Origin of the sequence: Variovorax rhizosphaerae (assembly GCF_037889975.1) — a bacterium.
Classification (GTDB): Bacteria; Pseudomonadota; Gammaproteobacteria; order Burkholderiales; family Burkholderiaceae_C; genus Variovorax; species Variovorax rhizosphaerae.
Genome location: NZ_JBBKZT010000009.1, coordinates 228,496 through 246,839, shown reverse-complemented (window position 1 = coordinate 246,839; position 18,344 = coordinate 228,496). Strand labels below are relative to the sequence as shown.

Below are 18,344 nucleotides of genomic sequence, written 5' to 3'. Positions count from 1 at the left end.
GTGACCGGCCAATTCAATCGTGGGCGCTGTACTGAGGTTCATGGAGGAGAAAGAGGCGCGGGCCGGCGGCCCTTAAAATCGTGTCGAATTCTATCGGCCCGGGCATCGCGACCGGCGCCACCTCCCACTCCCTCGGCTTCCCGCTGTCCCGCTCACACCATGACCTCGAACTCGCCCGCCCCTCTCAGCTACAAGGATGCAGGAGTCGACATCGACGCGGGCGATGCCCTGGTCGACCGCATCAAGCCGCTTGCGAAGAAGACCATGCGCGAAGGCGTGCTGGCCGGCATCGGTGGCTTCGGTGCGCTGTTCGAAGTGCCCAAGCGCTACAAGGAGCCGGTGCTGGTGAGCGGCACCGACGGCGTCGGCACCAAGCTCAAGCTGGCCTTCGAATGGAACATGCACGACACGGTCGGCATCGACCTGGTCGCGATGAGCGTGAACGACGTGCTGGTGCAAGGCGCCGAACCGTTGTTCTTCCTAGACTATTTCGCTTGCGGCAAGCTGGAAGTCGACACCGCCGCGGCGGTCATCGGCGGCATTGCGCGCGGTTGCGAACTGAGCGGCTGCGCCTTGATCGGCGGCGAAACGGCCGAGATGCCCGGCATGTACCCGGCCGGCGAATACGACCTGGCAGGCTTCGCGGTCGGCGCGGTCGAGAAGTCGAAGATCCTCACCGGCCAGGGCGTGAAGCCGGGCGACGTGGTGCTGGGGCTTGCCTCGGCCGGCGTGCATTCGAACGGCTTCAGCCTGGTGCGCAAGGTGATCGAGCGCGCGGGCAACGACCTGCCCGCCACGCTGGACGGCCAACCTTTCAAGCAGGCAGTGATGGCGCCGACGCGCTTGTATGTGAAGCCGGTACTCGAAGCGCTCGGCCTGCATCCGATCAAGGCACTGGCCCACATCACCGGAGGTGGTTTGCTGGAGAACATCCCTCGCGTGCTGCCGGAAGGCACGGCCGCCCACTTGCAAAAGGGCAGCTGGCCGCAAACTGAGCTCTTCGCATGGCTGCAGAAGGTGGCCGGCATCGACGACATCGAGATGAACCGTACTTTCAACAATGGCATCGGCATGGTGGTGGTGATCGACCCTGCACACGCGCCGGCCTGCGCCGCGACGCTGCGCGCGGCTGGCGAATCGGTCCACGAGATTGGCGTGATCGCCGAGCGCGGCGAAGGCGCGGCGGTGGTGGTCCGCTGACGTGAGCGAAGTCCGGCCGCAACCCGTCACAGCCAAGGAGAAGCGCGCTGCCGCCTCGGCGAACGCTGAATTGCGCGAAGTGACGGGCCGCGGAACGCCGGCCTCACGCAACGTCGTGATCGCCAGCTACCTGCTGATCGCAAGCGGCCTGCTGCTGGTACTGTGGCAGAACCTGTTGCCGGGCTTGCTGTTCGTCTGCATCGGCTTCCTGGCCACGCGGCGCCTGTCGCGCCTCTTTCACGGTGCATTGCGTCGCAGCTGGACCTCCGGCGACGCCACGCGACAGGGCTCCTGGGCAGGTGGTGTCGCGGCCGCGCTGGTGATGCTCGCGCCCATCGGTCTGTTGGCGCTGGGCTACACCGAGGCACGCGAGTTCGTGCTCAACGCGCCGGAGCAGTACCAGGAACTGCTCGACTACATCGCACGCACCATCCTCGAATTGCGGCTCAAGCTCCCGGCCGAAGTCGCGATCTACCTGCCCGAAGGCTCGGGCGAGGTGCAGCGCATGGTGGCCAACTACCTGCGTGCGCAAGCTGGCGCGCTGGCCAACACCGGAAGGGCCTGGCTGGGCGGACTGCTCTTCGCTTATGTGGGCCTGATCGTCGGGTCGCTGGCGGGGTTGGCGCGCGACACCAAGCCTCAGGGCCCGTTGGCCAACGAGCTGCGCCGGCGCATCCGCTTGTTCGGCGAGGCATTCCGCCAGATCGTCGCGGCGCAGTTCTGGATCGCCGCCTTCAACACGATGCTGACGGCGCTGTTCCTGCTGCTGATCCTCCCGCTCTGGGACCTGGAACTTCCCTACGTGCCGGCGCTCATCACGCTGACCTTCGTGGCGGGCCTGGTGCCGATCGTGGGCAACCTGCTTTGCAATGTGGTGCTCACGCTGGTGGGGCTGTCGGTTTCGCCGATCGCGGCGGCCGCGTGCCTGGCCTTCCTGATCCTGATCCACAAGGCCGAATACGTGATCAATGCCAAGGTGGTGGGCAGCCGCACGCACATGGCGGTGTGGGAACTGCTGGCGGTGATGTTCGTGGCCGAGGCGGTGTTCGGCCCGGCGGGGCTGGTGGCGGCGCCGCTGTTCTACGCGTATCTCAAGAAAGAGCTGCAGGCGGCGAAGCTGGTCTAGAAGATGTGAATCTTTCTACTGCGGCCACCGATCTCGGGTCTGTGCTGTTCACGTACTGGAGTACGGTTCCGCTGCGCGAACCGGCCTCCCGGCTGGCGCCCTCGCTACGAGATCTTCACACCTTCCAAGGGCGCGGCGGACGCTTGACGTCCGTTATTGATCGGTTCGTGTCCTTTCTGGCTGGGACGCCGGGGTTGTCTCGAAGGAAGATCAGGCGCACCATCCACTTTGCCAAGCAAGGCGCGCCCATGAAAAGCTGTCTCATAGTGATCGACGTCCAGGAGTCGTTCCGCCATCGCCCCTATTCCACGGAGCGCGACATGGCGCCGTACCTGGCGGCGCAGAACGTATTGATCGAGGGCTGCGTCGCGGCCGATGTGCCGGTCGTGCGCGTGCTGCATTCGGACGGGCCGGAAGTCGCCGGCAACCCCTTCGCGCTGGCCTCGGGCCATGTGCGACCGCTGGAAGGCCTGGCCGAATTCCCGCCCGCCGCCACCTTCACCAAGCACCGCCACAGCGCGCTCGTCGGCACCGGGCTGGATGTGTGGCTCACGCAGAACGGCATCGGCAAGATCATCGTGAGCGGCATCCGCACTGAGCAATGCTGCGAGACGACCACGCGCCATGCCTGGGACAGCGGCTGGGAAGTCGACTACGTGCTCGACGCCACACTCACCTACGACATGGTGCAGCCGGACGGCCGGCCCCTGCTGGCCGCCGACATCAAGGCACGCACCGCGACCGTGCTGGAAGGCCGCTTCGCCCATGTCTGCACGGTGCCGGAAGCGCTGGGCCGGCTGGGCTGATGGCCGTGATGAAAGACGGCGATGAAAGGCAGGACGCCCATGGACTACGCGCTGTACGGGCATCCCGAATCCGGTCACTCCTACAAGGTCAAGCTCGCGCTCGAAGTGGCGGGCATTCCGCATGACTACGAGGTGGTCGACATTTCCGGACCGCATCTCGAGCGCCCCGAGCCTTTTCGCAGTCTGGCGCGGTACGGCGAGGTCCCTGTGCTGGTCTACCGGCAGCAGGCCTACGTGCAATCCAACGCGATCCTGCTGCTCCTGGCCGCGCAGACGCACCGCTTCGGCGGCGAGGACACCGTCCGCTTGGCGCGTGCGCAGGAGTGGCTTTTCTGGGAGGCGAACCGGCTGGGCCTGAGCCTGGCCCACCTGCGTTTCGCGCGGCGCTTCGATGCGCTGAGCTATCCGGAAGGCTCGCTGGTGTGGTTCGAGCGACGCTACGAACACGACATCCGTCGACTGGAGCAGGAGTTCAGCGACGGCCGCCGATTCATCCTGGATGACGCGCCGAGCATCGCCGACTTCAGCCTCTGCGGCTACCTGTACTGGGCCGACCAGGCGCAGGTCGAGGTGCCGCCGGGCGTGGCTGCGTGGCTCGAGCGGATCAGCCAGTTGCCGGGCTGGGGCCCACCGGACACCTTGCTCGCCGACAGGGAGGCAGTCGCCCATGTTTAAGGTGCTGATCCTGGCCTTCGACGGCGTCGAGGCGTTGGACTTCGCAGGGCCGTTCGAGGTGTTCACGACGGCGACCCGCATGCACCAGCGGCTGCATCCTGACGCGCGGCCCTTGTTGTGGGTGGCTTCGGTGGCCGACGTGGCGCATGCAGGGCAGGACGTGGCAGCGCGCGCCGGCCTGCGCTTGTTGCCGGACCACACGCTGGCCCGCAGCCCGCAGGCCGATGTATTGATCGTGCCCGGCGGTGTCGTCGACGCGCCAATTGCGAGCGACGCGACGCTGGCGTGGATCGCGCGGCAGGCCGGCGCGGCGCGCATCACGGCCTCCGTCTGCACCGGCGCATTCCTGTTGGCTGCGGCCGGTGTGGTCGGCGATGGCGATACGGTCACGACGCATTGGGAAGACGTGGCTGATCTGCGTCGACAGTTTCCGGCGCTGCGCGTGCAGCAAGGCCCGCGCTGGATCGACAACGGCCGTGTCGTCACGTCGGCCGGCATCAGCGCTGGGATCGACATGAGCCTGCACCTGGTCGAGCGGTTGGCAGGCCGCGCGCTGGCCGAGCGCACGGCGCTACAAATGGACTTCGAATGGACGCAGAACGAGACCGAAGCATCCGCGTAGTCTTCGTGCTGCAGGCGCGCAGCCTGGTGCTCGACTGGGCCGGCCCGGCCGAGGCCTTGCGCATCGCCAACCAGCAGTTGTTGACGAGCGGCAAGCCGGCACGGTTCGCGATGGAATTCGTCAGCACGCAGCCGGCATCGGTGACGTCGGTCGGCGTTGCCTTGCAAGGCCTGGCGCCGCTGCCGACGCAATGGGACGACCGCGCCACCTGGGTGGTGCTGGTCGGGCTGCCCGGCAACACCATCGACATCGAGAACGACGAAGCCCGCGCGCTGCTGCACTGGCTGCGCGGCCTGCGACTGGAGGCCGGACGGCTCGAACTGGTCACGATCTGCGCTGGCGCCGTGCTTGCGGCGCACGCGGGTCATCTGGCCGGCCGGCGCGCCACCACGCACCACCATCACCTCGACGAGCTGCAACGCATCGAGCCGCGCTGCGACGTGGTCGCCAACCGCGTGTTCGCGCTGGACCCACCGATCTACAGCAGCGCCGGCGTGACGACCGGCATCGACCTGGTGCTGCATCTCATCGGGGAGAACTGTGGTGAAGCACTGGCGGCCCACGTCGCGCAGACGATGGTGGTGGCGTTGCGGCGCGGCCCGCACGACCCGGAGCTGTCGCCCTTCCTCGCCTACCGCAACCACATGCATGCCGCGTTGCACCGTGTGCAGGACGCAGTGAGCGAGCAACCCCGCAACGACTGGGACGTTCCGCGCATGGCCGGTGTCGCCTTGACTTCGCCACGGCACCTGACGCGCCTGTTCGTCGAGCATGCGGGCGTGCCGCCGCTGGAGTACCTGCGCCGCATCCGCCTGGCCAGCGCGCAGCTCGCGCTGGGCTCCGGCGCCACGGTCACGCGCGCAGCGGAGCGGGCGGGATTCAGTTCCGATACGCAATTGCGCCGCGCCTGGCGGCAGTTCGGGCTGCCGGGATCGCCTTCGAGCCAGCCCGCGTCTGTGCGGCGCTGACCGACCCAGCGGCCTACAGGTAGCCGCAAAAACGCAACACGTGCCCGTCGGGCTCGCGGATGGCAAATTCGCGAAGGCCCCAAGGCTGCGACGTCGGCGGCTCGATCACATCGACGCCGCGCTTCAGGTAGGCCGCATGCAATCCATCAATGTCGTAGCCCACATGGATGACGATTTCTCCGCGCCATTGGCGGGTTTCCCGCGCATTGCATTGCCACAGGCGGATGTAGACGGCGTCGCCCTGGCCGTGACCGTCCGGCACGATGGCTGCTGGCCGCGCCAGATCGTGCCGCCCGCCTTGAACGTCCGCGTCGAAGGCGCTGGGCACATGCCGCACACGCGCATAGCTCGGCGGCTCGCCAGCGATGAAGTCCAGTTCGAAGCCGAGCACATCGCGGAAGTAGCGCGCCGCACGTGTGACGTCAGAGACGGGCAGCACGGGCTGGATGCCATGGAACTGGTGCCGGGTGCCCAGGTTGCTCGCGACACCGATGCCGAGCGCTGCGTGGGTCCTGCGCGGCAAGCCGAGCGGACCACCGTCCCGGTCCGCGGTCATCAGCTTTCGGCGCGGCGCAAGGCCGCGACACGCTCGGCAATCGCGTCAATGTCCAGCGCGTCTTCCACATGGGCCAGGTAGGTCTCGAGGTCGCGCACGGCGAGCGATGCATTGCCCTGCGCGGCATGCGCCAGGCCGCGGTCGCGATGTTCGCCCCAGGCCTCGGGCAGGAGCACGACGAGCCGGTCCTGCACCGCGATGGCACGCTGCCAGTCTTCCTGCGTGCGGTGCACTTCCTTGAGGTTGCGCAGCATGCGCGCAATGATGTCGCGCGGCGTGGCGGGTTGCAGGTACAGGCCGAGCGGCACATCGAAATCGCCGACCAGGCCGTTGCTGCGCTTGTAGGGTTCCAGCCGCTCGGTGAGTTCCTCGCGCGAGAGCGACCGGCCGGTGAAGGGATCGATCACAACCTGCCCCTTCGGCAGCGTCACCTTGAGCATGAAATGCCCCGGGAAGCCGACACCCCGCGCCTGCAGGCCGAGGCCCTGCGCAAGCTCCATCCACAGCACGGCCAGCGAGATCGGGATGCCGCGGCGCGTGCGCAACACGGCGTTCAGGTAGCTGTTGTCGGGGTCGTAGTAGTCGTTGACGTTGCCGCCGAAATTCAGGTCATGGAAAAAGAATTGATTGAGCAGGCGCAACCGTTGCAAGGGCGCTGCATCGGCCGGCAGGCGGCGCTTGAGGCGGGCCAGCAACTGGTCGATGTCGCCCAGCACCTGCTGCACGTCGAGGTCGGGATATTCGTCCTGCGCAAGGCTGGCGGCCGCCTCCAGCAGCGGGAAATGGTCGTCGCTCTCCACCAAGGTACGGAAGTACTCCAGGGCGGTGGGCGCGGAAAGGCTCAACGGCATGTGTCTTTGTAGTAGAGCGCGCGGAGAGCGTCAAGGCGGTGTACGCCACCCGGCGCACTTCCGAACTTCAGGCGGGCCTCAGCGGGGCATCAGCGCCGCATGAAACTCCGCAACTTGACGCCCGCCAGCGTGAGCACGCCGAAATACAGCACACCAGCCCCCGCAATGACGGCCGCCAGAAGGCCGATGCGCAACAAGCGATGCTCTCGCAGCGCGATCCAGTCGAAATAGCCGTTGGCCCAGACCAGCAATGCCCCCATCAGCAACGTGCCTGCGGTCACCTGCGCAAGGAAGAGCCACCAGCCCGCCGCCGGCTTGTAACTCCCGACTCGACGCAGCATCACGAGCAAGAGCGTAGCGTTCACCAGCTGCGCGAGGCCGATCGACAGCGTAAGCCCCGCGTGCTGCAGGTACGGCACCAACGCAATGTTCAGCACCTGAGTGAGCGCCAACGTGCCAAGGCTGATGCGCATCGGCGTGCGCATGTCGTGGCGCGCGTAGAAGCCTGCGGCCAGTACCTTGATCGAGACGATGCCCAGCAGCCCGGTGCCGTAGCCGACCAGCGCGTCGGCCGTGCGCAGCACGCTCGCGTCGTCGAAGGCGCCGTTGTGGAACAGCACCGCCACCAGCGGCTTGGCGAACACCAGCAAGGCCAGCGCACAGGGCACCGTGAGCAGCACGATGAGGCGCAGGCCCCAGTCGAGCATGGCAGAGAAGCGCGTTTCGTCCTTTGCGGCGCGGGCACTGGCGAGTTGCGGCATCAGGACAACGCCGAGGGCCACGCCCAGCATCGCGCTCGGAAACTCCATCAGCCGGTCGGCATTGGTGATCCAGGTGACGCTGCCCTCGGCCAGGTGCGAGGCGATCTGCGTGTTGATCAGCAACGAAATCTGCGCGCCGCTGACGCCGATGAGGGCCGGGAGCATCAGGCGCAGGATCTTGCGCGTCGTCGGATCGTTCCAGGCTTCCCGAATGGCCGCGATCCGCACGCCGATGCGCGGGAGCATGCCGATCTTCTTCAGCGCTGGCAGTTGCAGTGCAAGTTGCAGCACGCCCCCGACCATCACACCGACGCATTGCGCGTAGATCGGCTCGATGCCCCAGTGCTTGAACAGCGGCGCCCCGATGACGATCGACGTGATGAGCGCCACGTTCAGCAGCACCGGCGAAGCCGCCGGCACCACGAACTTACGCCAAGTGTTCAGGATGCCGCCCGCCAGCGCCACCAGCGACATGAAGCCGATGTACGGGAACATCCAGCGCGTCATGACCACGGCCCCGTCGAAGCCGCCTGATTTCTGCAGCCCGCTCGCCATCGCCCACACCATGAGCGGCGCCCCGACGACCCCGACGATGCACAGCACCACCAGCGTCCAGGTCAGCAGCGTCCCGACGTGGTCCACGAGATTCTTCGCGCCCGCCTCACCCTCCTCCGTCTTGCAGGCCGCCAGCACCGGCACGAAAGCCTGGCTGAACGCGCCCTCCCCCAATACCCGACGGAACAAGTTGGGTATACGAAAGGCGACGTAGTAGGCGTCTGTCAGCGCGTTGACGCCGAATACCGAACTGAAGAGCACATCGCGGATGAGCCCGGTGATGCGCGAGGCAAGCGTCAACAGCGAGACGGTGGAGGCGGATTTGAATAGGGACACGGCGCCGAGGAGTTTAGGCTGCTCCGCCACGCCCTCTCCCCGGAGGCGACGGAAGCGAAGCCGGTTCGTGAAACACCTCGGAGCCGGCTTTCCGGAGCCATGGGTGTTACCCCGGAAGAGGGTCGGCGGGCCGGCGCGAAGTGGCGCGTTTCCTGCTGCGCGCTATAATCGCTGGCTTTGCTGCAACATCCCCAGACACAAGGATTAACTAATCATGGCATCAGCCAAACCCAAAAAGAAGAACCCGCGCCTCGCGTCGGGCCGCAAGCGCGTCCGCCAGGACGTCAAGCTCAACGCTGCGAACACCTCGCTGCGCTCCAAATACCGTACCGCTGTGAAGAACGTCGAAAAGGCCGTGCTGGCCGGCGACGTGACCAAGGCGAAGGACCTGTTCGCCAAGGCCCAGAGCATTGTCGACCTCGTCGCCGACAAGGGCATCTTCCACAAGAACAAGGCAGCTCGCGACAAGAGCCGCCTGTCGGCCAAGGTCAAGGCACTCGCCCTGGCCCCCGCAGCCGCCGCCTGACTTAAAGAGTCGGGCCAAGCCCGGATGATCGCCACAGTGCTTTCATCCGCCGTTTGACAGGGGTGCGCTGAAGCAAAAGTGAAAAACCGCCTTCGGGCGGTTTTTTCATGGGCGATCGCTTTGTCTTTATTCGGGCAGGATGCAGGCCTCGCCCACCGTCAAATCGTTGTCGCGGGCGAAGTTAATGACGAAGTCCCAAGCCATCACGTCATGGTCGCGCAGCTCGGGGCTGACGATCACGCACTTGACGTTGTTGATGGTCGTGGGCACGCACCATGGCGAGTAGCTCAGGTAACTGTCGGGCGTTGCGCCGCCGGGGCGGAACGAACTCATCACGCCGGCCAGGCGCTCGGCCCAGTCGCTCGGCCTGAAAGTCCGGCCGTCGTGGGTGACGCCCTGGATGAAAAGTTTCTTGGTGCTGGGAATGTCCATGGGGCGGGTTGGCGGCCGGCGAGGCGTTGTGCTGCGGCGCACAACGATTTTAGCTGGCGACCTTGCATGCGCCGTGCCAAGGGCATTGCTGTGATGCGCAATCCTCAGCAAAGCGCGAAGGTGGTCGCCCTAGAATTCGCTTCCCTTTTCGGAGATTCGAACAATGAGCGCCATTCCCCAGCCCACTTCGCCCCACGTCATGAACACCTACGGTCGCCTGCCGATCGCGATGTCGCACGGGCAAGGCTGCCGAGTCTGGGACACGAATGGCAAGGCCTACCTCGACGGCCTCGGCGGCATCGCCGTCAACACGCTGGGACACAACCACCCCGAACTGGTGCCCGCGCTGCAGGACCAGATCACCAAGCTGATCCACAGCTCCAACTACTACTACGTGCCGGGCCAGGAAGCGCTGGCGGCCAAGCTGACCGAGCTGTCGGGCCTGACCAATGCCTTCTTCTGCTGCACCGGCCTGGAAGCCAACGAAGCCGCGCTCAAGCTGGCACGCAAGTTCGGCCATGAGAAGGGCATCGAGAAGCCCGAGATCGTGGTCTACGAGAAGGCCTTCCATGGCCGCTCGATCGCCACGCTGTCGGCCACGGGCAACCCGAAGATCCAGGCCGGTTTCGGCCCACTGGTCGAGGGCTTCATCCGTGTGCCGCTGAACGACATCGAGGCGCTGAAGAAGGCCACGGAAGGCAATCCGAACGTGGTGGCCGTGTTCTTCGAGACCATCCAGGGCGAAGGCGGCATCAACCCGATGCGCTGGGACTACCTGAAGCAGGTGCGCGCCCTCTGCGACCAGAAGGACTGGCTCATGATGATCGACGAGGTGCAGTGCGGGATGGGGCGCACCGGCAAGTGGTTCGCGCACCAGTGGGCCGGAATCAAGCCGGACGTCATGCCGCTGGCCAAGGGCCTGGGCTCGGGCGTGCCGATCGGCGCTGTCGTCGCGGGCCCGAAGGCGGCGAACCTGTTCCAGCCGGGCAACCACGGCACCACCTTCGGCGGCAATCCGCTGGCCATGCGCGCGGGCATCGAGACCATCCGCATCATGGAAGAGCAGAACCTGCTCGAGAACGCCGCGACCGTCGGCGCGCACCTCAAGTCGGCGCTGGAACGTGAGTTCTCGCGCATGCCGGGCGTGAAGGAAGTGCGCGGCCAGGGGCTGATGCTGGGCATCGAACTGGACCGCCCCTGCGGCATCATCCTGAATCGCGCCTGCGAGGCCGGCCTGCTGCTGAGCGTGACCGCCGACAGCGTGATCCGCCTCGTGCCGCCGCTGATCCTGACGATCGCGGAAGCCGACGAGATCGTGGCCATCCTGGCGCCGATCGTGAAGGCCTTCCTGGCGGAGCCCAAGGCATGACGGAAGTCCGGCACTACCTTCAGTTCTCCGACTTCACGGCCGACGAGTACGCGCACCTGTTCGAGCGCGCGGCCTTCATCAAGAAGAAGTTCAAGGCCTACGAGCGGCACCAGCCGCTGGTCGACCGCACGCTGGCGATGATCTTCGAGAAGGCCTCGACCCGCACGCGCGTGAGCTTCGAGGCCGGCATGTACCAGCTCGGCGGCAGCGTGGTGCACCTGACCACCGGCGACAGCCAGCTGGGCCGCGCCGAGCCCATCGACGACAGCGCCAAGGTCATCAGCCGCATGGTCGACCTCGTGATGATCCGCACCTACGAGCAGACAAAGATCGAGAAGTTTGCCGAGCACTCGCGCGTGCCGGTCATCAACGGCCTGACCAACGAGTTCCATCCCTGCCAGATCCTGGCGGACATCTTCACCTTCATCGAGCACCGCGGCTCGATCAAGGGCAAGACGGTCGCCTGGGTCGGCGACGGCAACAACATGGCCAACACCTGGCTGCAGGCCAGCGAGATCCTCGGCTTCAAGGTGCATGTGAGCACGCCGAGCGGCTATGAGGTGGACCAATCGGTGGCGGGCATCCGGTCGAATGACAGCTACAAGGTCTTCAAGAACCCGATGGAAGCCTGCCGCGGTGCCGACCTGGTGACCACCGACGTGTGGACCAGCATGGGCTATGAGGCCGAGAACGAGGCGCGCCGCAAGGCCTTCGCCGACTGGTGCGTGGACAGCGAGATGATGGCTGTCGCGCAGCCGGATGCGCTGTTCATGCACTGCCTGCCGGCGCATCGCGGCGAAGAGGTCGAGGCGGATGTGATCGATGGACCGCAATCGGTGGTGTGGGACGAGGCGGAGAACCGGATGCACGCGCAGAAGGCGCTCATGGAGTTCCTGCTGCTCGGCAGAGTCAACGCCTAGAAGGCCCAAGCCCCCAACTGGTAGTAGTCGAAGCCGGTGCTTCGACCACCCAGGCAACTTGCCAGGAAGTCCTCGGTCTTGCGGTACATCGTGAGGTTGTTCGGCCACTTCTGGTTGCCGTGCCCGTCGCCCTTGAAGGTGACGAACTCCACCGTCTTGTTTGCCGCGCGCAAGGCTTCCACCATGCGCTGCGACTGTTCCAGCTTGACGCGCGGATCGTTGACGCCGTGCATCACCAGGATCGGCCGCTGCGCACGTTGCGCCATGTAGACGGGTGACTTGGCATCCATCACCTTGCGCTGCGCCGGGTCGGCAGGATCGCCGACGTAGCGGCGCCACCAGTGCAGGCCAAACTCCCAATACGGCGGCACGGTTTCCAGCAGCCTCGCCAGATCCGAAACGCCGACGACATCGACAGCACAGGCGAACACCTCCGGGGTGAAGGTCGCACCGACCAGCGCGGCGTAGCCACCGTAGCTGGCGCCATAGATCGCCACGCGTCGGGGGTCAGCGACGCCGGTGTCGACCGCCCAGCGCACGCCGTCGATCAGGTCGTCGTGCATCTTCCCGGCAAATTCCCCGATGGCTTTTTCCATGAAAGCGCGACCATAGCCCGACGACCCGCGATAGTTGACTTGCAGGACCGCATAGCCGCGGTTGGCAAGAAACTGCTTCAACGATCGGCTCGGGCTTTCCTCGGCCCACCGGTCGCGCAACATCGGCCCGCCGTGAACCAGCAAGACCATCGGGAGCGGTCCTGGTGGAACGCCCTGCGGCAGCGTGAGATAGCCGTGGACCGTGAGACCGTCGCGGCTGACGTACGCGATCGGTTTCGTCGTCGCCAATAACGATGCGATCAAGCTGAGTTGCGATTCGCCGAGCAGTTGAGGTGGCGCCTCCTTGCCTGCCAGCAGGAACGTCCGGGTACCCCGCTCCGTGGTGACCGTTGCCGTCAACACCTGGTCGGCGTCATCGCGGCTGCTCACCGCGATTTCCGCCGGCCCTCCGTCGCTCAGCGCGGCGAGACGAGCGCGCAACGCGGCGTCGAATACCGCGAGACGCGGGTAATCCGGCAACGAGTACGCCGCCATCGGCAGCCTGGACGACTTGGCGAGCAACGCGTTGTCCCCATCGACTTCCGGGGCGGCGTATTCCACGGCCTCGGCGCCTGTCGCCAAGGTCAGCTTGACAAGCGCGGTCTTGTCGCGGCCACGGTTCGAAAGCGCCCAGGCGGCCGCTCCGCCGTCGGTGAAGTCCAGCACCCTCAGCCCTGAATCGCGGTCCCAGCTGGCCGTTGTGCGCCAAGCGGAAGGGGTGGCCTGCGGATCGGGCAATTGCAGCATGCTGCGCTCGCCCTCCAGCACCAATCTTGCGCGCAACACGCCGGCACGATCGAATCCCCACCATGCCACGGTGCCGGGGTTTTCGACAATGCGTGTGAGCTTTCCGGTCTCCAGGTCGAGCCGGTACGGGTCGAAGACCTTCTTGTCCCGCTGATTGGTTTCGATGATCAAGGCTGCCGTGTCGTCGATAACACGATTGACCCCAGCCCGGGTTTTCGCGAAAGGCGTACGGTCAATGAAGCCCGCCGAGCCGTCGACAGCCGCGACATGGACATGCATGTCCTCGTCTCCGGCCGGGTCGACGAGCGCCACGAGGAAACGACTGTCCCCCGACCAGACATAGTGCCGGGCGCGAATGGGGAACGCCTTGTCGTCCGTGCCACCGATGGTCTTCACCCAGATGGCCGGCACGACGCCGGAGACGCCCATCCATGCGAGCTTCTTGCCGTCGGGCGACACGCGATAGGCGCCGGTCGCTTGCCGATTGGCGACGAATTCGCGAACCGGAATGAGCTCCGGCAGGGCCGCACCGATCAATGCCGGGTGCGAGGGTGCAATGGCACAGCCGCCCAGCGCGGCGAGCATCAGCGTCAACAGGATGCGATACATCAACAGTCCTCCCATGTGCGACTGATTGTCGCGGTCTCGACTCGAGCGCAGCCAGGGACCGCGGCGCCTTTTTTTGGCGTCGCTTGTTCCCGCGCCTGCTGAAGGGCCTTCAGTCGAACCCGTACACATCCTCCAATGATGTGTACAGTGTTCACATCATTCCGACTGGAGGCCCGATTGAACTACCCCGAGATCGTCTCCCGCGCCGACTGGCAAGCCCAGCGCGACGAATTGCTCAAGGCCGAGAAGGAACTCATGCGCTCCCACGACGCGCTGAACGCCCGGCGACGACGCCTGCCCATGACCGAGATCGTGCACGACTATCGCTTCGCCTCGCCCACTCGCAACGACCTGCGCCTCATCGACTTGTTCGACGGCCGCGACCAGCTCATCGTCTATCACAACATGCTGAACGACGGCTCGGACCACATCTGCCCGGGCTGCTCCAAGTACAGCGACAACCTGATGAACAACTTCGCGCACCTGCATGCGCGGCGCACCACTTTCACGATGGTGGCGCGCGCGAAGGTGCCGCAGATCGAGCAGGTGAAGGCGCGCATGGGCTGGACCTTTCCGTGGGTGTCATGTCATGGCTCGACCTTCCATGAAGACATGGTCACGGCGCAGGACAACGCATCCTTCGGCCTGTCGGTGTTCATCCGCCGGGGCGAGCGCGTGTTCCAGGGCTGGTTCACTTCGGGCCGCGGCGTGGAGCAGGCCAGCAACACCTTCGGCCTGCTCGACCTCACGCCATGGGGCCGGCAGGAAGCCTGGGAGCAATCACCCGCGGGCTGGCCGCAGGAGCCGACCTACGGCTGGCTGCGGTTGCACGATGAATACCCCGCCAGCGAGTCACCCGCTCGCCAGCAGGGCGCGCTTCACTTGGCCGCGGCTGGCAATGCGTAGGCGATGAGGTAGTCGCCACGGTCGCGTGGGTTGTGCGGCGCACCGGAAGCATTGACCAGCACGATCTGCCGCCCAGACGCCTTGTCGATGTAGGTGAGCGGCGTCGCCTCGCCGCCGGTGGGCAGCGCACCCTTCCACAGTTCCTTGCCGGTCTCGACGTCATACGCGCGCAGGTAGTAGTCCTGCGTGCCGGAGATGAAGACGACGCCGCCCTTGGTGGCGACCGTGCCGCCCAGCGTCGGCATGCCGACGTTGAACGGCACGCCCATGCGGAGACCGAACGGCCCGACCTCCTTGGTGGTGCCCACCGGAACCTGCCAGACGATCTTGCGCGAGACAAGATCGATCGCGGTCATCGTTCCGTAGGGCCCCTGCATGCACGGCACTTCCATCGGCGAGAGGAAGTTGACGAGATACATGCCGAAGCGCGTGCCGATCATCTTGGAATAGGTGCCGTGCGCATCCACGTCGGGCAGCGCGTCGGCTTCGGCGCGTGAGATGAAGTGGGCGGAAATCGGCATGCGGATGTCGTTGACGATCAGCAGGTTGCGCGACTGGTCGACCGACGCGCCACCCCAGTTGAACCCGCCGTTGTTGCCCGGCGAGAACAGGTAGGGCTTCACGTCGGGCGGGGTGAAGTCACCGTGGTAGATGTGCGACTTGAACTTGATGCGGCAATAGAGGTGATCCAGCGGCGTCATGCCCCAGGTCCGGTCCTCGCGCAGGGGTTCGGCACCGATCGCCGGCATCCCCACGGAGTAGGGCTGCGTCTTGGCGTAGTACTGGCCTTCCGTGTGACCTTGGGGCACCGGGCGTTCTTCCACTTCGGCAATGGGCGCGCCGGTCCGGCGGTCGAGCATGAAGATCTGGCCGCGCTTGGTGATCTGGATCAGCGCCGGGATCTTCTCGCCGTTCTTGCCAGGCACATCGACCAGCGACGGCGGCGCCGGCACGTCGTAGTCCCACTGGTCCAGGTGGGTGGTCTGGAACTTCCACTTTTCCTTGCCGGTGTTGAGGTCGAGGGCGACGACGGCGGATGCATATTCGTTGTCGAACGGCCGGCGATGCTCGACCACGTAGTCGGGCGTGGCATTGCCGGTGGGCAGGTACACCAGGCCGAGCTTCAGGTCGTAGCTCATCGTCGTCCAGACGTTGGGCGTGCCGCGGGTGTAGGTCTGGCCCGCGGGCGGCAGCTTGGTGATGGCGGGGTTGCCCAGGTCCCAGGCCCAGGCCAGTTCGCCGGTGGCGGCATCGAAGGCGCGGATCACGCCGGAGGCTTCCCCGACCATGACGTTGTCGCCCACCCATCCGCCCATGATGATCTTGTTGCCGGCGATCATCGTCCCGCTGGTCTGCATGTACAGGCCGGCCGGCGAATCGCCGATGCCCGTCATCAGGCTGACAGTGCCCTTGTCGCCAAAGGTCTCGCAGAGTTGCCCGTCCTTGGTACGCACGGCAAGCAGGCGCGAATCGATGGTGGCCAGCACGATGCGCGGACCGCAGGAGTCGCCCGGGCCCGGGTCGTAGTAGGAAACGGCGCGGCAGCGATGCCAGAAAGGCGCCTTGGCCTTGGGATCGAACTGCCACTTGATCTTGCCGGTGGCGCCGTCGAGCGCCGTCACGATGTCGCTGGGCGAGCAGTGGTAGAGGCTGCCGTCGACATACAGCGGGGTGTTCTGGTTCTCGTTGCCGTAGGTCGCAATGTCCCCGTGCCGTGCGGTCCAGAGGACTTCCAGCTTGTCGACGTTGCTGCGGTTGATCTGGTCGAAGGGCGCGTAGCGGGTCTGCTCGCCGGTGCGGCCGTAGTCGCGCCATTCGTCACCCGCCGCCGCGGTCGTCGCGGACACCTCGCCAGGGGTGATGGCTACGTCCTTGTTGTAGACCATGCCGTGCGGAAAGAGCAGGGAGATCACCATGGCGAGAAGGGCCAGAACCAGGGCGCTGCCCCCAAGAAGCGAGGCTTTCTTGACCGAGGCCGATGGCGCGGTCTTGCGAAACAGGGGCACGAGGAACAACGCGAGGAAGGCCAGTCCCGCTGGCGCAAGGGTCCGCGGCACCCACCCCCAGACATTGAGGCCCGATTCCCAGAGCGTCCACAGTACCGTGAAGCCGAACACGGCGAGATAAAGGCCGACGCCCTTGAGCCGATCCTGCGAAATCCAAACGCCTGACAGCAGCGTCCCGGCCCCCGCAATGAGGTAATACCACGACCCGCCCAAGGTGACGAGATAGAGGCCACCGGCAGCCAGCAAGGCCCCGACCACCCCCAGAAGCAGCCCGAACCAGACCAGGCCGGCATGTGTCTTCGAACGTCTTGAATATGTTTGCACGATGGCTCTCCCTGTTGCTTGAATATGTAGTGCATGGCGCCCGCGCGATGCGGGGCGAGACTTCCGGCGGAGGCTGCTGCGCGATGCAGCGCCTTCGCGAAAGGTTCAGGCGATGTGGAAGGCGCGACGCAAGGTGGCACGGCCGCGACTCGCATGGAACGTCCTCCGGATGCGGCGAATCGTTCCGTCGGCGAGCGCTGTCCGGCACGTTGCGTCGAACGCTCGCAGCCTCATCCCGTCCCGGGAGGGCCGCCGCGCTGTCCGAAATGGCCGGGATCGGGGACTGAATCCCAACCCCTGGCTGTGAAAGGCTGGCCGTGGCAAGGGCAAACCCTGCGAACGGCTCCAAGGTGCATCTGCGTTTGCGATGTCATTGTTCTTCCCCCCTGACACGATCCTGCGCGACCAGCGGCACACCGGGAACAGTTCGCAAGAACCGCTGCCCGCCACCGGATGCAGATGAACGCCCTGTCCAAAAGCATTCACCGTGCAAGCGATTGATTCTGCCGGAATGCGGCGCGCAAATCTGCCGCGCCAACCCGATCGTTACGTATCAATGAGGCTTTTGGTTGTCATGGGCGGCCCCGTGAAACTTACGCCGCAGCTTCATTTCGTGACGCGGTCGTTGGGAATAACCGACACCATGACATCGCGTACGGCGCTACCTTTGCGCCCATGACATTTCCTGCACCCCGCCTCTGGGACATCTCGCCACCGGTGTACGTCGGCGCGCCGGTATTCCCCGGTGACACGCCGTACCAGCAACGCTGGGCTGCGAGCATCGGACCCGGCTGCCCGGTGAACGTGAGCGAGATCACGATGTCGCCGCACGTCGGCGCGCATGCGGATGCACCGTTGCACTACGACCCGGCCGGCGCGACGATCGGCGACGTGGACCTCGGGCCCTTTCTCGGGCCGTGCCGCGTGATCCATGCGATCGCGCGCGGCCCCTTGATCGAGTGGGCGCACATCGAGCACGCCGTCGCCGCCTTGCCGCCTCGCGTGCTGGTGCGCACTTACCAACGTGCGCCCGTCCATCAGTGGGACGGTGCCCTTGCCGCGTACGCACCTTCGACCATCGAACGCCTTGCCGCGCTCGGCGTGAAGCTCATCGGCATCGACACCGCCAGCATCGACCCGGCCGACAGCAAGACGCTCGACAGCCACCAGGTCATTCGCCGCCTCGGCTTGCGCGTGCTGGAGAACCTGGTGCTCGACGACGTGCCCGAAGGCGACTACGAACTCATCGCGCTGCCGCTCAAGCTGGTCAGCGCCGATGCCTCCCCCGTCCGCGCAGTACTGCGCGAGAGATGAAACCCACCCCCGAATGCGCCTGCGGCGCTCCCCCTCAAGGGGGCGCACCCAGCGGCCCGGCAAAGCCGGTTCCGCGGGTGCCCACGAACAGGCATTGCTCGCCCTCGTTCACGCATCGCGGGTCACGCGATCGCGTGGT

At 65.9% G+C, this 18,344-nt stretch carries 17 protein-coding genes; 11 read left to right on the top strand and 6 right to left on the bottom strand.

Features of this window, described 5'->3' with window-relative positions; translation table 11 throughout:
* The first annotated feature begins 159 nt into the window (after positions 1 to 159).
* The 6 genes from purM to WKW82_RS20650 all read left to right on the top strand — a co-directional run bounded on the left by purM (position 160) and on the right by WKW82_RS20650 (position 5,397).
* Complete coding sequence (purM, locus tag WKW82_RS20675; RefSeq protein ID WP_340344213.1) at positions 160 to 1,200, top strand: phosphoribosylformylglycinamidine cyclo-ligase; 1,041 nt, start codon at positions 160 to 162, stop codon at positions 1,198 to 1,200.
* A gap of 70 nt (positions 1,201 to 1,270) precedes the next feature.
* Positions 1,271 to 2,326, top strand: a complete 1,056-nt coding sequence (locus WKW82_RS20670; RefSeq protein ID WP_340344342.1) for an AI-2E family transporter — start codon at positions 1,271 to 1,273, stop codon at positions 2,324 to 2,326.
* 248 nt (positions 2,327 to 2,574) lie between these two features.
* Entirely contained in the window at positions 2,575 to 3,132 is a 558-nt protein-coding gene (locus WKW82_RS20665) for a cysteine hydrolase family protein (protein WP_340344212.1), read from the top strand.
* 39 nt (positions 3,133 to 3,171) lie between these two features.
* On the top strand, positions 3,172 to 3,807 hold the full coding sequence (locus WKW82_RS20660; RefSeq protein WP_340344211.1) for a glutathione S-transferase family protein: 636 nt from the start codon (positions 3,172 to 3,174) through the stop codon (positions 3,805 to 3,807).
* Positions 3,800 to 4,429: a DJ-1/PfpI family protein gene (locus WKW82_RS20655; protein WP_340344210.1), complete on the top strand. Its 630-nt coding sequence runs from the start codon at positions 3,800 to 3,802 to the stop codon at positions 4,427 to 4,429. The genes WKW82_RS20660 and WKW82_RS20655 overlap by 8 nt, the downstream gene beginning before the upstream one ends.
* Positions 4,396 to 5,397 (top strand): GlxA family transcriptional regulator, encoded by a 1,002-nt coding sequence (locus WKW82_RS20650; protein ID WP_340344209.1) that lies wholly within the window; start codon positions 4,396 to 4,398, stop codon positions 5,395 to 5,397. Before WKW82_RS20655 ends, WKW82_RS20650 begins: the two co-directional genes overlap by 34 nt.
* A 13-nt stretch (positions 5,398 to 5,410) precedes the next feature.
* Here the strand turns inward: WKW82_RS20650 and WKW82_RS20645 are convergent, their stop codons facing one another.
* The 3 genes from WKW82_RS20645 to murJ form a co-directional block, all read right to left on the bottom strand.
* The gene (locus WKW82_RS20645; RefSeq protein ID WP_340344208.1) at positions 5,411 to 5,953 is read right to left on the bottom strand and encodes a VOC family protein; all 543 of its coding nucleotides are present in this window, start codon (positions 5,951 to 5,953) and stop codon (positions 5,411 to 5,413) included.
* Complete coding sequence (locus WKW82_RS20640) at positions 5,953 to 6,804, bottom strand: SirB1 family protein (RefSeq protein WP_340344207.1); 852 nt, start codon at positions 6,802 to 6,804, stop codon at positions 5,953 to 5,955. The genes WKW82_RS20645 and WKW82_RS20640 overlap by 1 nt, the downstream gene beginning before the upstream one ends.
* Before the next feature lie 89 nt (positions 6,805 to 6,893).
* On the bottom strand, positions 6,894 to 8,456 hold the full coding sequence (gene murJ / locus WKW82_RS20635; protein WP_340344206.1) for a murein biosynthesis integral membrane protein MurJ: 1,563 nt from the start codon (positions 8,454 to 8,456) through the stop codon (positions 6,894 to 6,896).
* Between the two features lie 214 nt (positions 8,457 to 8,670).
* Here murJ and rpsT point away from each other — a divergent pair, with 214 nt between their 5' ends.
* Positions 8,671 to 8,982 (top strand): 30S ribosomal protein S20, encoded by a 312-nt coding sequence (gene rpsT, locus WKW82_RS20630; protein WP_213955532.1) that lies wholly within the window; start codon positions 8,671 to 8,673, stop codon positions 8,980 to 8,982.
* Between the two features lie 126 nt (positions 8,983 to 9,108).
* Here rpsT and WKW82_RS20625 read toward each other — a convergent pair whose 3' ends face one another.
* On the bottom strand, positions 9,109 to 9,414 hold the full coding sequence (locus WKW82_RS20625) for a DUF3579 domain-containing protein (RefSeq protein ID WP_340344205.1): 306 nt from the start codon (positions 9,412 to 9,414) through the stop codon (positions 9,109 to 9,111).
* Positions 9,415 to 9,577: 163 nt separating this feature from the next.
* Between WKW82_RS20625 and WKW82_RS20620 the strand changes: the two genes are divergently transcribed.
* Together WKW82_RS20620 and argF are read left to right on the top strand one after the other, a co-directional pair.
* Positions 9,578 to 10,783 carry an aspartate aminotransferase family protein gene (locus WKW82_RS20620; RefSeq protein ID WP_340344204.1) on the top strand — a complete coding sequence of 402 codons (1,206 nt, stop codon included), beginning with the start codon at positions 9,578 to 9,580 and terminating at the stop codon, positions 10,781 to 10,783.
* Entirely contained in the window at positions 10,780 to 11,703 is a 924-nt protein-coding gene (gene argF, locus WKW82_RS20615; RefSeq protein WP_340344203.1) for an ornithine carbamoyltransferase, read from the top strand. The genes WKW82_RS20620 and argF overlap by 4 nt, the downstream gene beginning before the upstream one ends.
* Here the strand turns inward: argF and WKW82_RS20610 are convergent.
* Positions 11,700 to 13,631: a S9 family peptidase gene (locus WKW82_RS20610; RefSeq protein ID WP_340344202.1), complete on the bottom strand. Its 1,932-nt coding sequence runs from the start codon at positions 13,629 to 13,631 to the stop codon at positions 11,700 to 11,702. The genes argF and WKW82_RS20610 overlap by 4 nt on opposite strands.
* 201 nt (positions 13,632 to 13,832) lie before the next feature.
* On the opposite strand from WKW82_RS20610, the gene WKW82_RS20605 reads away from it, so the two are divergent.
* Complete coding sequence (locus tag WKW82_RS20605; protein ID WP_340344201.1) at positions 13,833 to 14,561, top strand: DUF899 domain-containing protein; 729 nt, start codon at positions 13,833 to 13,835, stop codon at positions 14,559 to 14,561.
* On the opposite strand, the gene WKW82_RS20600 is transcribed toward WKW82_RS20605, so the two are convergent.
* A complete protein-coding gene (locus WKW82_RS20600; protein WP_340344200.1) occupies positions 14,534 to 16,891 on the bottom strand; it encodes a membrane-bound PQQ-dependent dehydrogenase, glucose/quinate/shikimate family in 2,358 nt (785 codons plus the stop codon). The genes WKW82_RS20605 and WKW82_RS20600 overlap by 28 nt on opposite strands.
* A gap of 675 nt (positions 16,892 to 17,566) precedes the next feature.
* On the opposite strand from WKW82_RS20600, the gene kynB reads away from it, so the two are divergent.
* Entirely contained in the window at positions 17,567 to 18,205 is a 639-nt protein-coding gene (gene kynB / locus WKW82_RS20595) for an arylformamidase (protein WP_340344199.1), read from the top strand.
* Positions 18,206 to 18,344: the final 139 nt, after the last annotated feature.